This window comes from Rahnella victoriana, from assembly GCF_021276285.1.
Taxonomy (GTDB): Bacteria; Pseudomonadota; Gammaproteobacteria; order Enterobacterales; family Enterobacteriaceae; genus Rahnella; species Rahnella victoriana.
Map to the genome: position 1 here is coordinate 4,042,302 of NZ_CP089919.1, position 18,557 is coordinate 4,060,858.

At 51.7% G+C, this 18,557-nt stretch carries 12 protein-coding genes; 6 read left to right on the forward strand and 6 right to left on the reverse strand.

Annotation, left to right across the window (positions count from 1 at the left end):
• The first annotated feature begins 96 nt into the window (after window positions 1-96).
• Entirely contained in the window at window positions 97-687 is a 591-nt protein-coding gene (gene pth / locus J9880_RS18665) for an aminoacyl-tRNA hydrolase (protein ID WP_165497936.1), read from the forward strand.
• Window positions 688-744: 57 nt separating this feature from the next.
• Here the strand turns inward: pth and J9880_RS18670 are convergent, their stop codons facing one another.
• From J9880_RS18670 to J9880_RS18690, 5 genes are all read right to left on the reverse strand, one after another.
• Complete coding sequence (locus tag J9880_RS18670; protein ID WP_232769751.1) at window positions 745-2,658, reverse strand: heavy metal translocating P-type ATPase; 1,914 nt, start codon at window positions 2,656-2,658, stop codon at window positions 745-747.
• Between the two features lie 12 nt (window positions 2,659-2,670).
• Window positions 2,671-3,714: a protease modulator HflK gene (gene hflK / locus J9880_RS18675; RefSeq protein ID WP_013575595.1), complete on the reverse strand. Its 1,044-nt coding sequence runs from the start codon at window positions 3,712-3,714 to the stop codon at window positions 2,671-2,673.
• The gene (gene hflC / locus J9880_RS18680; RefSeq protein WP_131692768.1) at window positions 3,711-4,751 is read right to left on the reverse strand and encodes a protease modulator HflC; all 1,041 of its coding nucleotides are present in this window, start codon (window positions 4,749-4,751) and stop codon (window positions 3,711-3,713) included. The genes hflK and hflC overlap by 4 nt, the downstream gene beginning before the upstream one ends.
• Window positions 4,748-6,706 (reverse strand): SPFH domain-containing protein, encoded by a 1,959-nt coding sequence (locus tag J9880_RS18685; RefSeq protein WP_232769752.1) that lies wholly within the window; start codon window positions 6,704-6,706, stop codon window positions 4,748-4,750. Before J9880_RS18685 ends, hflC begins: the two co-directional genes overlap by 4 nt.
• 216 nt (window positions 6,707-6,922) lie before the next feature.
• On the reverse strand, window positions 6,923-8,404 hold the full coding sequence (locus tag J9880_RS18690) for a SulP family inorganic anion transporter (RefSeq protein WP_232769753.1): 1,482 nt from the start codon (window positions 8,402-8,404) through the stop codon (window positions 6,923-6,925).
• Between the two features lie 219 nt (window positions 8,405-8,623).
• On the opposite strand from J9880_RS18690, the gene ychF reads away from it, so the two are divergent.
• Complete coding sequence (ychF, locus tag J9880_RS18695) at window positions 8,624-9,715, forward strand: redox-regulated ATPase YchF (RefSeq protein WP_095921980.1); 1,092 nt, start codon at window positions 8,624-8,626, stop codon at window positions 9,713-9,715.
• A 60-nt stretch (window positions 9,716-9,775) separates the two neighbouring features.
• Here ychF and J9880_RS18700 read toward each other — a convergent pair whose 3' ends face one another.
• Complete coding sequence (locus tag J9880_RS18700; RefSeq protein ID WP_232769754.1) at window positions 9,776-11,374, reverse strand: glucan biosynthesis protein; 1,599 nt, start codon at window positions 11,372-11,374, stop codon at window positions 9,776-9,778.
• Window positions 11,375-11,820: 446 nt separating this feature from the next.
• On the opposite strand from J9880_RS18700, the gene J9880_RS18705 reads away from it, so the two are divergent.
• From J9880_RS18705 to J9880_RS18720, 4 genes are all read left to right on the forward strand, one after another.
• Window positions 11,821-12,741, forward strand: coding sequence for a helix-turn-helix transcriptional regulator (locus J9880_RS18705; protein ID WP_165497935.1), 921 nt, complete (start codon window positions 11,821-11,823; stop codon window positions 12,739-12,741).
• A 124-nt stretch (window positions 12,742-12,865) separates the two neighbouring features.
• Complete coding sequence (locus tag J9880_RS18710) at window positions 12,866-14,551, forward strand: dynamin family protein (RefSeq protein ID WP_232769755.1); 1,686 nt, start codon at window positions 12,866-12,868, stop codon at window positions 14,549-14,551.
• 13 nt (window positions 14,552-14,564) lie between these two features.
• A complete protein-coding gene (locus J9880_RS18715; protein ID WP_131692762.1) occupies window positions 14,565-16,802 on the forward strand; it encodes a dynamin family protein in 2,238 nt (745 codons plus the stop codon).
• A complete protein-coding gene (locus J9880_RS18720; RefSeq protein WP_232769756.1) occupies window positions 16,799-18,526 on the forward strand; it encodes a P-loop NTPase family protein in 1,728 nt (575 codons plus the stop codon). The genes J9880_RS18715 and J9880_RS18720 overlap by 4 nt, the downstream gene beginning before the upstream one ends.
• Window positions 18,527-18,557: the final 31 nt, after the last annotated feature.

The window sequence follows — 18,557 nt, forward strand, 5'->3', positions numbered from 1 at the left end:
CTATCTGCGGCGAATTAACGCGTCGGATGTTTGGCACAGCCAAAAGTGACAGGTAAACTAGCCCGCTACACCTCACCCGCTAAAGAAGTGAACATCGTGAGCAGCATTAAATTGATCGTTGGACTGGCCAATCCCGGCGCCGAGTACGCCCAGACCCGCCATAACGCCGGTGCCTGGTACGTCGACCTCCTCGCCCGCCAGCACAACCAGCAACTGAAAGAAGAAAGTAAGTTTTTTGGCTATACCGCCCGCCTGTCGCTGGCCGGTCAGGACGTGCGTCTGCTGGTGCCGACCACCTTTATGAACCTCAGCGGCAAAGCGGTACTGGCAATGGCGCAGTTCTACCGCATTGAGCCGGATGAAATTCTGGTCGCCCATGACGAGCTGGATATCCCGCCGGGCATGGCGAAAATTAAACTCGGTGGCGGTAACGGCGGCCATAACGGTCTGAAAGATATTCAGAGTAAATTCGGTAATAACCCGAACTTCTACCGTCTGCGCATTGGCATCGGCCATCCGGGCGATAAAAGCAAAGTGGTGGGATTTGTGCTGGGCAAGCCGCCAGCCAATGAACAGAAGCTGATTGACGATGCGATTGATGAGTCACTGCGCTGTACTGAACTGCTGATGAAGGAAGGCCTGGAAAAAACCATGCGCCGCCTGCATACGTTTAAAGCTGAGCTTTAATACTTTCCCGACACCTCGTTTTTTCAAGGGCGCAATATTTTGCGCCCTTTTGCTTTCTTAAAGTGGCTCGTCGAAACGCAGTAAACGTCCGGCGTTAGCCAGCACCAGCAAGGTGCTGAGATTGTGCAGCAACGCGGCAATCAGTACGCCGCCCGCGCCAAGCCATCCCAGCGCGGCCGCCGCCATGACGATCAGCGTCCAGCCCAGCCCTATCAGCACATTCACTTTCAGTACGTGACGGCATGCCCGGCTCAGGCGGACACAGGTGCCCAGACGACGTAAATCACTGCCGATCAGCACCACGTCGGCGGAGGCCAGTGCAATATCACTGCCGCCCGCGCCCATTGCAATCCCCACGACACCCGCTTTTAACGCCAGTGAATCATTAATGCCGTCACCGACCACCATCGGCCGGAAGCCCTGTGCGATTTGTGCAGAAACATGTTGCAGTTTATCTTCCGGCAACGCCTGCGCCACCACCTGATCGATACCCACTTCACCGGCAATACGATGGGCCACACTGGCGCGGTCGCCGGTTAACAGAAGCTGTCGTTGCAGCCCCAGCTGACGCAGTTCAGCCAGCGCGGTCTGCGCCTCAGGCCGTAATGAATCCGCCAGCAGCAGCCAGCCGATGAAACGCCCGTTCAGCGCCAGCCCGACCAGCGGACCGTCATGTTCAGGTTCGTCCGTCACCGCGATACGGTTCTGGCTGAAAAAAGCAGGACGGCCCAGCAGCGCCTCGCCCTGTTCGGTTTGCGCCCGCACGCCCATGCCCTGCTGTTCTGAAACGGCGTCGAGCGGCAAATAGTGGTCACGCGGCAGTAACTTTGCCAGCGCCCGGCTGACCGGATGACTGCTCGCTGCCCCCAGACTGGCCGCCAGCCGCAGCGCGGCTTCAGCGGATTGATTGTCTGCCAGCACGGTTCGTTGCAGATGCAGTTCTCCGTGGGTCAGCGTGCCGGTTTTATCCACCACAATGGCATTCAGATCCGCCAGTTCCTCCAGAAATGCCGAACTGCGGATCAGAATACCGTGACGCGCGGCCACGGCGATCCCGGCGATGGCTGTGGCGGGCGCGGAAAGCACCAATGCGCACGGACAGGCGGCGACCAGCACTGCCAGCATAGCGTGAGCATCGCGGGTAACAAACCAGGTTGCCGCCGCAATCAGCAGGATCAGCACCAGATATTGTCCGGCATAACGTTCGAGCAGACGGGTGATCGGCGGCTTGGCGCGTTCGGCTTCCTGCATCAGCGCAATCACTTTTCCCAGCGTGGCCTGCGCACCGGTGCGTGTGATTTCGATCGTCAGCAGTCCGTCCAGATTAATGGCTCCGCCGAAAACGTCATCTCCCGCACGGGCTTCCTGTGGCACAGATTCCCCGGTGATCGGCGCGGTATCCAGACTGGCACTGCCGGATAAAACACGTCCATCAGCGGGCAGCCGGTCACCGGCACGCACTTCAACGCGGTCGCCGGGTTGCAACAGGTGGTTGTCGATCTCTTCAATCTTACCGTCAGGGAATATCCGGCGGGCGCGGCTGCGGGTCAGCTGGCTGAGGGCGCCGATGGCCTCCTGCGAACCTATCACGCTGCGTTCTTCCAGAATATGACCAAAAATCATGATCCCCGGCAGCAAGGCGGCGGTCATCAGATCACCGGTGGCCCACGCCCCGAGCATGGCTAACGCAATCAGCTGATCGGTCACGCCATGCAGGCTGGGATTGCGCAAACTGTAAATCGCCGATCGCAGAACCGGCACCGCCACCAGCAGCGACGCCAGGCCAAACAGAATTTGTCCGACACCGCTTTGCTGCGGGAATACCCCCTGCCAGATCCAGCCACACAGCAACAGACCCATTGCCGCCATCGCCAGAAGCAATTGCGCCGCCATGTTCCGCTGTTCATGGCGCGTTAACAGTGCCCCTTTCGATGGCGAAATTGGCGGTTCTTCAGAAGAAACAGACGTCACAGTAGTAATACCTCAGGGTTGAGAGGAAGGACGATCTGGCCCCGGCAGGATCAGATGTGCGTCGTCGTGGGGATCAACGGCCGTAACGCCGCCAGCATGGGCGAGAATGGCAGGCATCCGTTCGCGCCATAAACGCCAGAGTAATTCCGGGGAATGATCATCGGCCAGTTGCACGATGGTCGCGGTCTCCGTGGAGGCCCGTGCAATTTGTTCGCTGGCTTTGGCATGAGAAACCTGCAAAGCGCGGTCGGCCGACTGAACCGCATCCTGATGAACGCGGGCAGCCTCGTTACCGGCGCTGGCAATGTTTTGCTCCGCCTGCTGGCTGGCCGTCAGTACCGCGTTAAATGCATCAACCGCAGACGGTGGCAGAGATGACTGCACGTCCACGCGCCGCACCTCGATACCGGCGCTGCTGCCTGCCGCGCTGAGGGCCGCGAGTTGCTGATTAATGCCCTGACGTAAATCGCCGCGCAGCCGTTCACGACGTTCGGCAATATGATTGCCGTTACCCACCATTTCCGGACGCGCCACCAGAATGGTATCCAGATCGCGTGAGGCACAAATCGCCACCGCCGCATGCTCGGTTAAGCGATCCAGCGCCGGTAACACATGCTCCCCCTGCAACACAAACGCCACCGGATCGGTGATGACGTAATACACCTGCACATCCAGCTGAACCACACCGGCATCGCCGGTCAGCAGATAGCCCGCACCGGCGACCGCGTCACTTTTCTCGCCGCCGGTATTGGTCCATGCCGGGACAGTTTCCGCTCTCAGCAAAGCGGTAACATGATGTTCAATCACCCTGTCAGCGGCGGGTAAAATGTCCACCTGCTCCAGCGGTTCCGGCCACGCCAGAAGCAGCCCGGCTCCCGCCGTGCGGGAAACCGCCCCGAAGCGCATCACCACCGCACGCTTATCCGGCTCTATCTGCCGGACATTGGAAAACAGCCAGCTGGCGGCGGCAATCAGCGTCAGGACAAACAGCGCCAGATACGCCATCCGCCCCGCCTGAAACCAGGCATTTCCCTGAAAGCGGGATAACGGATTCATGGCCGCAATCCGCTGGTAGCAGCCGGTAATGTGGGCGGGCCTTCAACCAGTTGCCGGAACGGTGCCGCATCGGTGCGCAGCACCAGTTGTGTGCCCGGTGTCATCACATTGCTGAGCGTGTCGAGCGAGCGCAGCAGGTCGTATAATTCAGGGTTACCGGCGCGGGCTTTGGCGTATATCGCCGCGCTCTGCACCTGCGCCTGCGCTTCAATATTGGCCGCGTTAACGGACGCATCGGCCTTCATCACGCGGGCGTCGCGTTCAGCAGAAGAACGGATTTCCGCCGCCTGTCGCTTGCCCTCGGCAGAACGCTCGGTGGCGATGGTTTCCCGTTCTGCACGCATGCGATCCACGGTTGCATCGAGCGTGACGGAAGGTAACGTCAGCCGTTCAACGCCCACCTGCACCAGTTCGATGCCATAGCTGTCGAGCAACTGACGGGCAATCTGGTCATGCAAATGCTGTTCAAAACCGGAGAGACGAATTTTGCTGGCGTCGGTGTTGACCAGATCCGCCAGCGCAAAACCGCTGGTGGTGGTTTCCAGCGCCGAACCGATAAACGTCCGGATCTGCGCCGCCGCCATATCCGGCTGATTCTGTACCGCACGGATAAACCGCTGCACATGCAGGGGATCGTTTTTCACCTGCCAGACGGTATACGCCTGCACAATGATGCGCAGGCCATCGCGCGTGCCCACATCCTGCAAACCGCTCGACGTGGTGCGGATACGCAAATCCACCGGGATAGCGGTCTCCAGCGGCACCGGCAGATGCCACGCCAGTCCCGGATTGAGCAGAACGCGCACCGGATCACCGAAACGGGTGATGACCATCGCTTCGCCGGAACGCACCTGCACCAGACAGGCCGTGGCGGCAATCAGCGCAACCAGCACCACGGCAACCGTGACCCGTCGCCAGAGTTTGGGCGCAGCAGGGCCGGAATGATGATGGTGATGGTGATGTCCGCCACCGTGATGATGCCCGCCGTGGGCGTCGTGGTCGTGTTGATGGCTGTCAGGTTGTTGAGAATCACTCACCGGGTAGTCTCCGCTTTAACAGGATGCGCCGCTTTATCCGCGCCGGGCGTAAATGGCAGGGTAAAATTTCTCAGATCCAGCACCGGCGGCGTTTCGCCTCCGATACGGTGATCGATAATCAGAACCTTCGGATGCTGTTGCATTGCCAGAATCAGCTGGCTGAAATAACGCTCGGTCAGGAATGACTGTCCACCGGTCTGCCACGCCTGATTTTCTGCGTCAGACCGCAGCGCCATGACCTGCGCCTGATCGCGGCTTTCATGACTTTGTGCCGTGGCCGTATCGAGCGCCAGACGGGCAAATTGCTGCGCGGCATTCAGCTGCTGTGCGGCCTGCCCTTTCTCACCGGCAATCGCGCTTTGCGCCAGAATTTGTGCTGCCTGCACGCTGTGATAAGCATCAGCCGCGCCCGCAGGCGGATGGATAGATTCAATCACGGTCGCCAGCAGTTCCACACCGCTGTTGAGGTGATCAAGCTGCGCCTGCACGTTGCGGCCAATGTCTGCGGCGAGACGTGTCTGTTCACTGCCCAGCAGGCTGTCGAGGGTGCGTGAGGAAAAATCATGCACCAGCACCTGATTGGCGATACTGCGGATCAGCACCGGCATATTCTCAGTGTGATAGAGGCTTGCCATTGCCGCGTTATCGTTCATGGCGACGCGGTACACAAAGCGCACGTCCATATCCATGATTTGAAAACTCTGACGGTCATTGCTGGCACTGGCGATGATTTGTGATTTGTCGCTGCTGTGATTCGAATCCCACAACCGGTTCGCGCTTTCCGGTGCCGGACCTTCGGCAGTATCGGCCACCTCAGCTGGCGCGGGGGGCATCGGTTCTTCTGATCCGGTGGTGAGTTCGTGCACTTCGCCGTTATCGACCATCAGCGTGCGGCCAAAAGGCCAGGGTAAACCGATATGTAAACCGGGCTGCCTGACCGCCACCGGTTTACCGAAGGATTCATAAATCCCCCGTTGCGTCAGCGGCACCTCACTGATGCCCGTCAGCAGCCAGCCGGTCAGCAGCAAGATGGCGCCCAGCGGCAGCAGCGCCCGGCGTATAAACTGGAACGCCCAGATCTGGCGAAGATCGATGCCAAAATGCTGATGCAGTTCGTTTTGAACAAATTGTAACGGGCGCGGAGGCCAGCAAATCTGCGCGGCCAGCAGGCTTGCGGCAATAAACTCCGGCTCTTTATCCTCACGCGGCGGCGAAAACACCGCCATCAGCGCACGCAGGAAAAGCTCCAGCGCCACCAGTGCCGGTAATCCGCCAGTCAGCACCAGCAGATGCGCAGGCCACACGCGGTCACCACGGGCAAACATCAGGGCCAGCGCCGTCAGCAAAAAGACGCCAATCATCATACGCATCAGCGGTGCCAGCTTTGCCGCTTCCGGCCATTCCAGCGGATTTTTTAACGTCCAGTGACGCTCCAGAACCAGGACGGCAAAGGCGCAGAGAATGAATACCGAACCGGCAATCAGCCCTGCGTTACCCGCTTCATTTGCCGGTAACGGCAGTTGCCACAACAACGTAATAAGCAGTAATGCGGCTAACGCAGGAAGTGCCTGGAAGAACACGTGCGCGTCGACATACCGCAAAACCGGACGCATCCACGGGCGGGCAATCAGACGTTGGAAAAATCCGGAAGGCGCGTCCGGCGTGGCGGTGGCCACCGCAGGGGCAAACTGTTGCGCCCGCCAGCGGGAGATGCGCCGGGCGCATTGCAGGGAGGCCGCACAAACCCACATCGCCGCCATGATATTGCCGGTCACCCACGGCCAGACCGATTGCGGGGAGATCAGATACAACATCAGCAAGATCAGATACAGCACGCTGCTGATCACCATGATCCCGTTGATCAGCCCGTTCAGCCAGCGCGTGTGACCGGCGGCTGACTGAAAGCGCAGCGGCTTACTGACGTCATCACATCCGGATGCCTTATTTATGCTCATAACCGTTCCGGCAAATAGAGAAAAAAATAACCCGCGACGCAGGCTTCAGGCCTGTAAGTGCGAAGTTGACCGGGCGTAACGGTATAACATTACAGAATTTTCAGCGATATGAATTTAGCGGCTTTTTTGCCACGAATTGTAAGCGTTTATCAGCGGAGGAAATGACGGGGGCGCATAATGAAAAAAGGTGCCGTGTTGAGCGGCACCTGTTGAATGTCAGAGGTTATCTTCGGCGACGTAATATTGCGGGTCATCCAGTTCATGCGAACAGAACGGTCCGGCTTTTTTGAGCAGACTTACGCAGTCATTGCTCAGATGGCGCAGACGAATCGTTTTCCCGGCTTCAAGATAACGGGCGGTCAGTTTGTCAATTGCCTCCACCCCGCTCGAATCCATCACCCGCGTACCGGCAAAATCCAGCACCACGTTTTGCGGATCATTTTCAGGATTAAACAGCTCAGCAAAAGTCGCTGCGGAGCCAAAGAACAACGGCCCGTCCAGTTTGTAGACCGCCAGATCGCCTTTGGTTTTGTGCTCACGAATGCGGATACGCGCCTGCTGCCAGGCGAATACCAGCGCAGAGATGATCACGCCGCTGATCACCGCCACCGCCAGATCGGTGAAAATGGTAATGACGGTAACAATCAGCATCACCAGCACATCAGCTTTCGGCATGCGGCGAAGACGACGCAGCGAACTCCACTCGAAAGTGTTGTAGCAGACCACCAGCATAATTCCCGCCAGTGCAGCCACCGGCAGCAGGCCGATGTAACCGGACAGGCTGACCACAAACAGGATCAGCAGAATCGCCCCCACCGTACCGGAAATTCGCCCGCGACCGCCGGAGGTGAAATTGATGATCGATTGTCCGATCATCGCGCAACCGGCGAAGCAACCGAACAGCCCGCAAATGGTATTCCCCGCGCCCTGCGCGATACTTTCACGGTTACCGTTGCCCTTTTGATTGCCCATTTCATCCAGCACGGTCATGGTCAGCAGCGATTCAATCAGACCAACCAGCGCGATCACCACCGCATAAGGCAGCACGACTTTCAGCATGTCGACATTGAACGGCGCGACCGGCAGACTGAAGTGCGGCAACGCACCGGAGATATCCGCCAGATCACCCACCCGTAATGTGTGCAAATTAAAACCCATCGCCACCGCGGAGACCACAATCAGCGCGGCCAGTGAGGACGGAATGATTTTGGTCAGTTTCGGGAACAGCACCACCACCGCAATCGCCAGCAGCACCAGCCCGTACATCAGCGGCCCCTGCCCGGCAATCATGTGCAACTGCGCCAGCATAATGACAATCGCCAGCCCGTTCACAAAACCATGAACCGCAGGTAACGGCACCAGACGGATAAATTTCCCCAGACGGAACACGCCAATCAGGATCTGAATAATCCCGGCAAAAATCGTCGCCCACAGCACGTAACCCATACCGTGTTGCGCCGCCAGACTCATCAGCACCACCACAATGGAACCCGCCGCGCCCGACACCATGCCCGGTTTGCCGCCGAACAGCGCGGTCACCAGCCCGATAATAAACGCCGTATGCAATCCGACAATCGGGGACAATCCGGCCACCAGCGAAAACCCGACGGCTTCCGGGATCATCGATACCGCCACCACGAATCCGGCCAGCGTTTCATTCTTCACTTCAGATAACTTCAGACCACGCGGACTAAACATAAAACATCCGGTACATTTCCCGATCAGTTAAAAAATTGTGACAAGTATCTAAAAATGGCCGGTACGAGGCAAGGTTTAATCCGGGATGTCGACACAAGCGGCCCCCACAAGCGGATCGAGAAAAAGGTGGTTCTCGTGTATAATGCGGGGAATTGTGGTCATTACATCGTGCGATTAGATTTAATCGCTTGATAATTAAGATATTAAGGTGAGAAAAACATGGGATTCAAATGCGGTATCGTGGGCCTGCCGAACGTCGGTAAATCAACTCTGTTCAATGCGCTGACCAAAGCGGGTATCGAAGCAGCAAACTTCCCGTTCTGTACCATCGAACCGAACACCGGCGTCGTACCGATGCCGGATGCGCGTCTCGACAAGCTGGCTGAGATTGTCAAACCACAGCGTATCCTGCCGACCACCATGGAATTCGTGGACATCGCCGGTCTGGTGAAAGGCGCATCCAAAGGTGAAGGTCTGGGTAACCAGTTCCTGACCAACATCCGCGAAACCGAAGCGATCGGCCACGTTGTGCGCTGCTTCGAAAACGACAATATCATCCACGTGAACAACAAAGTCGATCCGGCAGATGACATCGACGTTATCAACACCGAACTGGCGTTGTCTGACCTCGACACCTGCGAACGTGCTATCCACCGTGTGCAGAAACGCGCCAAAGGCGGTGACAAGGATGCGAAAGCCGAACTGGCCGCGCTGGAGAAATGTCTGCCACAACTGGAAAACGCGGGCATGCTGCGTTCACTGGATCTGACAGAAGAAGACAAAGCAGCCATCCGCTACCTGAGCTTCCTGACCCTGAAACCAACGATGTATATCGCCAACGTTAATGAAGACGGTTTCGAGAACAACCCTTACCTCGACGTGGTGCGTAAAATTGCCGAGGCCGAAGGTTCCGTAGTGGTTGCCGTCTGTGCTGCCGTGGAATCAGACATCGCTGAACTCGACGACGCTGACCGTGAGGAATTCATGGCTGAGCTGGGTCTGGAAGAGCCGGGTCTGAACCGCGTGATCCGCGCCGGTTACGAACTGCTGAACCTGCAAACGTACTTCACCGCAGGCGTGAAAGAAGTCCGTGCATGGACCATCCCGGTCGGCGCCACCGCGCCACAAGCCGCAGGTAAAATCCATACCGATTTCGAGAAAGGCTTTATCCGCGCACAAACCATCGCGTTCGAAGACTTCATCACCTATAAAGGTGAGCAAGGCGCGAAAGAAGCCGGCAAAATGCGTTCAGAAGGTAAAGACTACATCGTGAAAGATGGCGACGTGATGAACTTCCTGTTTAACGTCTAAACAGAAACGTCAGCTTTACGCTCTAAAGAAAATCCACGCGAAAGCGTGGATTTTTGCTTTTCAGACACCCAACAGGGGTTTCGGCGTGGATGTGAAAGGAAGGTACTGGTAGGCCCAGGTCTCCGACAGGGTGTTGTCTCCTGATTTAAGGTAGAGTCTGAGTTCAACCGGTTCCTTACCGTCGACATGCAGATCAAAGAATACCCGCCAGCGGTCCTTTTCGCCGGGAGATTTTTCCACCTGAATACCTGACAGCTTCCCGCGAGACGCGGAGATGATGGCCTCGGGTTTCGCATCGGCAGACAATGTCTTTAATTCGCCACCGGTAAACTCAACCAAAAATTTACGTGATTTAGGATCGGGATAAGCGCCGGGATTGCCCCCTCTTCCCAGCCGCGTCGCCCCACAGCGAGCCAGTGTCGAAGGAAAGGGTTCATCAGCCAGCCAGTGCATCCGGTAACTGAACTGATGCTCACTGCCTGCTTTTGCTTCCTGCTCCGGAACCCACATCGCGACGATATTATCGAAAATCTCGTCGTCGGTGGGGATCTCGACTAACTGCACCGAACCTTTGCCCCAGTCGCCTTTCGGCTCAATCCACAGATCCGGACGTCGTTCATAACCGGCGGATCCCAGATAACTGTTAAAGTCGCGCTCTTTTTGCCTCAGCCCGAATCCCCGCGGATGCGTGTCACTAAACGATGAGACCTGGACCTGCAACGGATTGTTTAACGGACGCCATATGTGTTCACCACTGCCCGTCCACAACGCTAACCCGTCGGAGTCATGCACTTCCGGCCGCCAGTCAGAGCCGGATCCTTTGGCCATTTTGGAAAACCAAAACATAGAGGTCTGCGGCGCAATGCCAAAGCGGCTGACGTCCCGGCGTAAAAACAGCGAGCAGTCGACATCCATTACAACGCCCTTTGTCCGGTGCATCACGAACCGGTAGGCACCACAAATACTCGGGCCATCCAGTAAGGCGTAAACCACCAGTTGATCATTGTCTTCTTTCGAGGCTTCAAACCAGAAATGGGTAAAGTCCGGAAACTCCTCTTTGGTGTCGCCAGACACCGTATTAATCGCGATCCCGCGTGCGGACAAACCAAACTGTCCCTGCTCGCCCACAGCGCGGAAATAGGACGCCCCCAGAAAGGACACCCAGTCTTTTTCGTTTTTGATGTTTTGCTGATTCTCCAGCACACGGAACCCGCTGAAGACATCGCCTTTGAGTCCTGCCTGCAGGCGCTGAGTATCCGCCGGGAATGTAAAGTAATCAATATCCTGGATGATGTCGCTGGCCTGATTATTTTCAACCACTGACATTTTTACCGGCAGATGATGCAAGGCACTGACGCAAAAGAACGTAACAGGGAAACGGCTTTCGCCATGACTAAACAGCGCATACTCAGGTTTATAAATAATTTTACGGTAAACATCGTAATTGATATCGGCTAACGCGCTGTCAGGCGGAGTCTCAGGGGCGTGGTAAGGCTGTTGGGCAAGCGTCTTTGCCTGCTGTATCAATCCGTCAAAAGTAAAAGCCTCAGGCTTTCCGAGTTTTAAGCCCCGTGCGGCAAAAACTGCCGGAGTAAACCCCAATGCCGCCAGCGCCATCGAAAATGACGTATAGGTCAGCAAGTCACGTCGTGTAACCATCAGGTGCCTCTCTCCATGTTTCTGAATAAAGTGTGTTTACCGGCAAGCTAAGAGGCCATGTAATGAATACGCCTTTTCAGATTCTAGAATACTTCTGAGGAAAATGAAGGTTCCGTAAATCTGAATCGATATGCTACTTAGAGGGCATTTCCGGGAGTCGCGTCTTTCCTCAACTTGTTTCAGCCCTGTTGCTGTTAGCCCCTGTTTTTTAAACGTTTATGTCGACTTCTGTTCTAAACACTTGCTCATTAGGCGGGATGTTTGGAGAATTTGACTTATGTCAACACACCTAAAAAAGACTGAACTTTTCTATTTTTATGCCGATATGAAGATAGTTGGTGACACATCCTGTCACGCGACGATGTTAGAATTTGCTGATTGAAATATTAACTCGTCAAAAATGGTTGAGAAGGATGAACTCACACCGGTTAATGAATAGGACGTTGATGATGCACATTGCTGACAAGCGTGATAATACACGACATGAACTACTGATAGACAGGCTCTTCGGTATCTTCGAGCATATATATCAGGGTAAAACAATTAATAAAGACTGGTTGTGCAAAGCTTATAACATTACTTCCCGCACCGCCTATCGGGATTTAGCGCGACTGGGGCATTTGCTCGAAGAAACCTCATCAGCAGGTAATTTTGTACTGAATAAACATTTGCAACCCAACTTTAGCAATTCTGCGCTTAATCAATTTGCACAGTGGGTTGACGTGGCGAAACTATTTTCTGATGCAGATGGCAAAACACTGCGTAATGAACTCGCTTACAAAGATGCTGTTATTATTACCGGCAATACGACACAGGATAATCGTCTGATTAAAAGTGTCATGCGCGATCTTAAAGAAGGGATCACACGGCATCGCAGCATCAGTTTTACTTATAGTGGAAAGGCCCGACAGGCTAACCCCTACAAGTTGATAAACCAAAGTGGTATCTGGTATTTAGTAGCCGAGGAATCTGGAAAATTAAAGTCATTCAATGTAAGTAAGATTCAGTACTTATTTTTAATGCAAGTTGTTTTCATACCCGACCCAACCCTTGAGAAAGAAATTACTGAGGGCAAAGGAATTTGGTTTGGTGAAAAGACGAGCGTTACGTTAATTGCTTCCAAAAAAGCAGCAGTCTACCTCAGACGACGTCAGCTTTTTCCTGACCAGAACATTATTTCCGAACACACAGATGGCAGTATTACGCTGACCGCTAAAACCACAGATGCTCAATTGTTATTCCGCTGGCTGCGTTACTGGCTGCCAGAAATAAGCATTGCAGCGCCATTACGCTGGCAGGATGATTTTAATCGGGAATTGCAGGCCAGTGTGGCTCAGATGCAGCGTGATATCGCAAACATCAGCTAAGGATATCAGCATTTCAGTCAGACCGGCTGTCATTCAACTACAGTGGCTGATCATTTTTATCGGCCCGCAATTATTGTGACATAGTATCGATTCAGATTAAATTACTCATAGGGATGATTCGTTAATGTTAACTAGCCAGAAAAATTTTTCAGAATATCTAAACAAACTTGATAGTCTCATGCAGGGCTCCGAAATAAGCTGGGATCAAACTTTAATCGGGCAGATTAAAAACACCCCGCTTCTTCTCCCGGTTATAGGCGCTTTTAGCGCAGGAAAAAGCTCCCTGCTGAATACATTTATGGGTATGGACATATTACCTGTTGGTATTGCGCCGGAAACGGAACTGGCGACAGAGCTCCACTTCTCGCAGGAATCTTATCTTTTGGCTATTCGTCACGATGGCAATGAAGAACGTTTAGCTGTTGAAGACCTTACGCTGGTAAACAAAAAATCGGCGGAATACTCACATCTGCGTCTGTATATCAACAGCCCTGCACTTGAAGCCATCGCGCCCCTGATACTCGTGGATATGCCGGGTTACGGTTCTTCTCTGGAAAACCATAATAAGGCGCTGGCTTATTATCTTCCACGCGGAGTACATTTTATTGTTGTCACGAGCATAGAAGAAGGCACCGTCACCCAGTCAGTACTTCGCCATCTCGATACCATCAAAGTCTATGGAGGCGACTTCTCGTTTATTCTCAGCAAGACAAATTTGCGGGCGCCTGAACAGGCGTCGGAAATTACCGATTATATCAATGAACAACTTCAATTCTATTTTGGTGCTGATAAGCAGGTGATTCCCCTCGATAACCAAGCTTCCGACACCTTTAACAAGGTACTCTCTGCCATCAACCCTGATTTAGTGTTTCACAACCTGTTTATTGACCGGTTAAAAGACCAGAACATCGATCTTATTAATCAGATCAATTTTGCCAGCAATGTGATTAAAAACAGTAAGAATGTTAATGACAATGCTTTCAGGGCACTTGAACAAGCATTGGATGGACTCATACAGCAACGAAATAAAACACAGGAGGATATGAAATTCCGTTTTTCAACGCCTCTCATCACCCGTTGCATCAATGCTATTGATCGTGATCTGAATGGTCAGATTGACCGCCTGGCTAACTTTTCGACCACAAAAAATGCAGCAACAGCACTGGAACGTGAGATCTCAGAAATTATCAGTTCCAATTTAACGCGCACGTTAAAGCAGGAGATGGATCAGATTTCCGCCGAAATGATTCAAGAACTGGCTGTTAACCTGACGAAAAATAATGAGATGCTTGACTCACTTGACCATAACTGGGCCAAAAATATTGCTGATAAGACAGAAGCAAAACTCAAAGCAGTCAGTGGATTTATTGAAACAATGAGCGAGAGACTTCCCGGTAAGGAAGACGCAGGAAAAGTCTACCGGCTGTTTTCTACCGTTCTGGCAATCACCACTTCAGTAATCAGCCCAGTTCTGGAACTTGTTATTGTATTTTTGCCGGATATCATTCGCCTTTTATCTTCAATCAATGCGGAAGAAAAAGCGCGAAAGAACTTATTAAATTCAGTATTCCCCGGAATAAAAAGCGAGCTGCGCAACTTGCTTCCTGAGATTGTCGATGAGCAATTATCAAATTTACTGAAAAGCGTTAGCGACGAATTTGAAGAACAAATTAACCAGCAAAGAATATTAATCACGCGCTATCAACAAGAACGTGAAATGGCGCAAGAGACGATCGATAAACAGCTTGAAATTTTTCAGGATCTGTCGGTTGAATTAAAAGCATTAGCTACATCCTATTTATACTGCTAATCAGGACATGAAAATGGATTATCAAAATCTTATCGAGAAGGCAAAAAAACTCGAGGCATTATTTCCTAAAGTCTTTGATCTCTTTGAGCAGGAAATTCAGCAACTAAAAAATGACCAACATCTTGATTCGGCAAGTTCTTTGTCTGCCGCCTGCGAGAAGATTAATCAGGACGGACGGTTGCTCAATATAGGTATCGTCGGACGCGTGAAAGCAGGCAAATCATCCCTGCTGAATGCTCTGTTTTTCGACGGCCAGAACATCTTACCCAAAGCTGCAACCCCCATGACTGCGGCTCTTACCACTCTGACTTATGGTGAAAAATTCAGCGCATCCGTTGAATTTTTTACTGCTGAGGATCTCAGGCAGATCACACATAATGCCAGCCTATATGCAGGTGAATTAAGCAGAATAAAGGAAAAGAAATTTCAAGAAATCTCAGCACGTCCCGCCACCTCTTCCTCTCCGGATATTGAACGGCTTACAACGATCATTGATAAACAAGCATTGCAGGAAATTCAAACCCGGATGCCAGAGGTTTGCGCCTCGCATGATCAGTACGAACGGATGCAGAAGTCCGGATTAACGCCAGCAGATTTGCAATATGCAGGCGCTATAGAACCAGAAAATCGGGAAGCCCTTTCGGTTCAGTTACTCGACTATGTAGGGGCAAATGGGAAATATATGCCCTACACCAAAGTCGTTCATATTTCTATGCCTCTCGATGCCCTGAAAGATATCTGTGTTATTGACACGCCGGGAATGAACGATCCTGTACAGTCTCGTGAAGCGCGTACTGTTGATCTTTTAAAAACCTGTGATGTTGTTTTTATTGTCAGCCCGGCAGGACAGTTCCTCAATGAAAATGACCTGGAGGTGATAGGACGAATCACCGCAAAAGAAGGTGTACAGGAGTTGGTTCTGATTGCCAGCCAGATTGATACGCAGCTGTATGGCAGTGAAAAACGTCCGCTCTTAAATCAAACGCTCGATAATATTAAAGCCTCGTTAGCAAAAAGAGCGTCCGCCACACTGAGCAACCTCAAACGTAGTTATCCAGAAATCGGTACGGTCTTTGACAGTATTATTCGCGCACCGGCTGAGCATTTGATGCATTGTTCAGGTGTAGCACAGGGCATTTCTTGTCGTCTGGAGACCCCTTCCTCCTGGGATGCCAATGAATTGAAAACCTGGGAGAATTTGACTGAAGATTATGGCGATTATTTTTCACGGCATAATCCGCAGCTTACGCAGAACAGTCTGGCCTCACTGGCCAATATTGATAACATCCATCAAAAAATTGCCGCAGTGCGTGACAAAAAAGATAACATCATGGCGCAGAAAATGCAGTCATTGATCACGCAAAAAGAACAGGTTATCACCCGTTTTATCGAAGAATTGCTTCAGAAAATCAGACAGCGTATCACTTTGATTAATAGCACCGATCTGGGTGCATTAGCGAAACAAAGCAACGCATTGGTAAAACAACGGAATGTTTTGGATAAGAGAATAAATCTTATCTACGAAAACTGCGTAAACCACTATTACAACGAAGTGTCTGCAAAGCTGAATATTGAAGCGGACAAGTTGTTCCAGCAAACGTCGCAGTCTGTTGAAGATCAACGCACCACTGAAACAATAAGTATTACTCGCGATAAAGCGGGCGCTTTCAGCTGGGTTGCACGTAAATTATGGGACGGCGGGAAAGAAACCACATCGAAAACGCAAACATTAATTAATACCGCTGCGGCGGAAGAATCCTTACGCAAATTTATTCGCATGAGTAATGAAAAATTAAAAACTGCCGCTAACGAACAGCATAGCGGGTTAGAGAAAGAAATCAGTAAAAACATCACCCCGAAGATCGACGAAATCCTGGAAGGAGAATGTGATGTGATGATGATTGCCGATGTTATCCTTTCAGTCGTTAATCAGATCCCAAAAGAAAAACTGACACTTAATATCAATTTCCCCGACGGACTGCGCGCTAAAGGCACGCTTAAAGGTGACCCTGCGGATGATTATATTGATGAAGCTGATAATTTCATAACTAACATCCGCACCATTATTGATAATGATATAGAGCATTATTTTTCACGGGTTAAAAATACGATTCCGCCGACGATTTCCTCGTCATTTGTGGAAGAACTGGACAATAAGATTAACCAGATAGCGAACCAGGTTGAAAATAGCACTCAGACGATTGACCGTCTGCAACGTTTCACCGTTCAGCTTCAGGAGGTCCAGCCGTGAAACCATCGCTAAAGATTAACCAGGCTGTTTATTCTGACCTCGAAATGTTGACCCGTTTCTGGTGTTTTAAGCGTAAAGCGATCGCGGATGCCGTTTCCCAATCCGTGGCTGAATTTGAAAAGAATGTCGCTGATAAAATCACCGAACTGACGTTAAACCATCAGGATCAACTGGCGCATAAAGACAATGAGTATCACGAACAGCTCGATAATCTGACAAGACATCATCAGGATGAACTGACACAGCAGAAACAGATTCTGATGGCCAAAATCAGTAAGCTTGAAACAAATAACGATGAGCAAAGACAACACAACGAATCACTGACGGACAAGCTGCAATCGCTTAATGAAACGGTGATCAGCACCGAAGCGCTGTTGTCTAAAAATCGTGATCATATGCAGGTACTTGAAGAAATTAAACATGAACTGGATGAATCCCATCAGCAACTTCAGCAGGATTACTCTCAGCTTCATCAGGATAACCTGTCGTTAAGTGAACGCTTTACATTAGTTCAGTCCATATTGTCCGCGCGACCGTTAAGAAATGCCGGACTCGATGAATTTCGTGACATTTTAAATACTGACTATGCCACATTTGCCGCCGAAGAATCGTCGCTGGCTGACGAAGCAGGAGCCCTGATCGCACTGCAAAAAATATTGGCTGAATTGGAGCATGTGAATACATTCCCGGCTGCCTCGGGCAAAACGGTTGTGGGGGTTGCCGGTGGGTTCAGTAGTGGAAAATCTGAGTTTATTAATAGTTTTATCATGGATAAATCGATAAAACTGGCCACCGGCCTTAATCCGGTTACCATAATCCCAAGTTTTATTGTGTGCGCTCCCTACTCCCGTATTTGTGGCTATTCAAATAATGGCGGAGGTATTATTTTGAATAATAAGACCTATACCGCATTGTCTCATGATTATGTTTCAGCATTTGGTTTTGACCTGCGTAGTATTATGCCTACGATCAGCCTGCAAGCGCCGATGGATGAGACTTTATTTGAGAATGTCTGTCTGGTCGATACCCCCGGATATAATCCAGGAGCAGGTGAATTAGCTGAAGGAGCCGATCATAACAATACCGTAAAATATCTTGAGCAGTGCACCGCCATGATTTGGGTTATTGGCCTCGATCCTGCAGGGACAATTTCTCAGTCTGACCTTGATTTTATTTCTCGTCAGTCTTTCACTGCTGAAAATGTGTATATCGTGCTGAATAAAGCCGATGTAAAGTCGCTGGAAGATATTGAGTCCATCATGGAAACAGTAACAGACCAACTGATGTTTTCAGGTGTGGGTTACGCCGGTATGACAGCCTATTCTTCGACGCGCAAAGCAACGTACGCAACTGATGGGATTACGCTGGAAGAATTTCTCAAAACACAAAATAAACGGCACAATATTACGTCAGGTTTTGAGGATAAAATTGACACAGTATTCAAACTCTACGGCAAAGCATTGCGCAATGATATTGAACATATTCATCTCTTACGCGTAAGGATAAAAGATTTACAACTCAAGACACTGGTGGATGCAGGTGCGAAAGCGGTGAAGGATATTCAGCATGTCACTGACTTCTTTAGTCAGGAACTTGGGGCTGAAAACCAACTCAAACAGTCGCTTGAGCAATCAGAAAAGCTGAGTGCCATGTTTCGGGCAGCGGCACGGCGGGCTATTGCGGTTATCCAGCACGGTGAAACTGCTCAGGGCTCAAATCCATAAAGCCCTGCCTGCGGATCATGCGATTATCTCG

Excerpts from the sequence above, each read along its gene's own strand:
- hflK (WP_013575595.1), bottom strand. The coding sequence starts at position 3,714 with ATGAATCCGTTATCCCGCTTTCAGGGAAATGCCTGGTTTCAGGCGGGG.
- J9880_RS18685 (WP_232769752.1), bottom strand. The coding sequence starts at position 6,706 with ATGAGCATAAATAAGGCATCCGGATGTGATGACGTCAGTAAGCCGCTG.
- J9880_RS18690 (WP_232769753.1), bottom strand. The coding sequence starts at position 8,404 with ATGTTTAGTCCGCGTGGTCTGAAGTTATCTGAAGTGAAGAATGAAACG.
- ychF (WP_095921980.1), top strand. The coding sequence starts at position 8,624 with ATGGGATTCAAATGCGGTATCGTGGGCCTGCCGAACGTCGGTAAATCA.
- J9880_RS18700 (WP_232769754.1), bottom strand. The coding sequence starts at position 11,374 with ATGGTTACACGACGTGACTTGCTGACCTATACGTCATTTTCGATGGCG.
- J9880_RS18705 (WP_165497935.1), top strand. The coding sequence starts at position 11,821 with ATGATGCACATTGCTGACAAGCGTGATAATACACGACATGAACTACTG.
- J9880_RS18710 (WP_232769755.1), top strand. The coding sequence starts at position 12,866 with ATGTTAACTAGCCAGAAAAATTTTTCAGAATATCTAAACAAACTTGAT.
- J9880_RS18715 (WP_131692762.1), top strand. The coding sequence starts at position 14,565 with ATGGATTATCAAAATCTTATCGAGAAGGCAAAAAAACTCGAGGCATTA.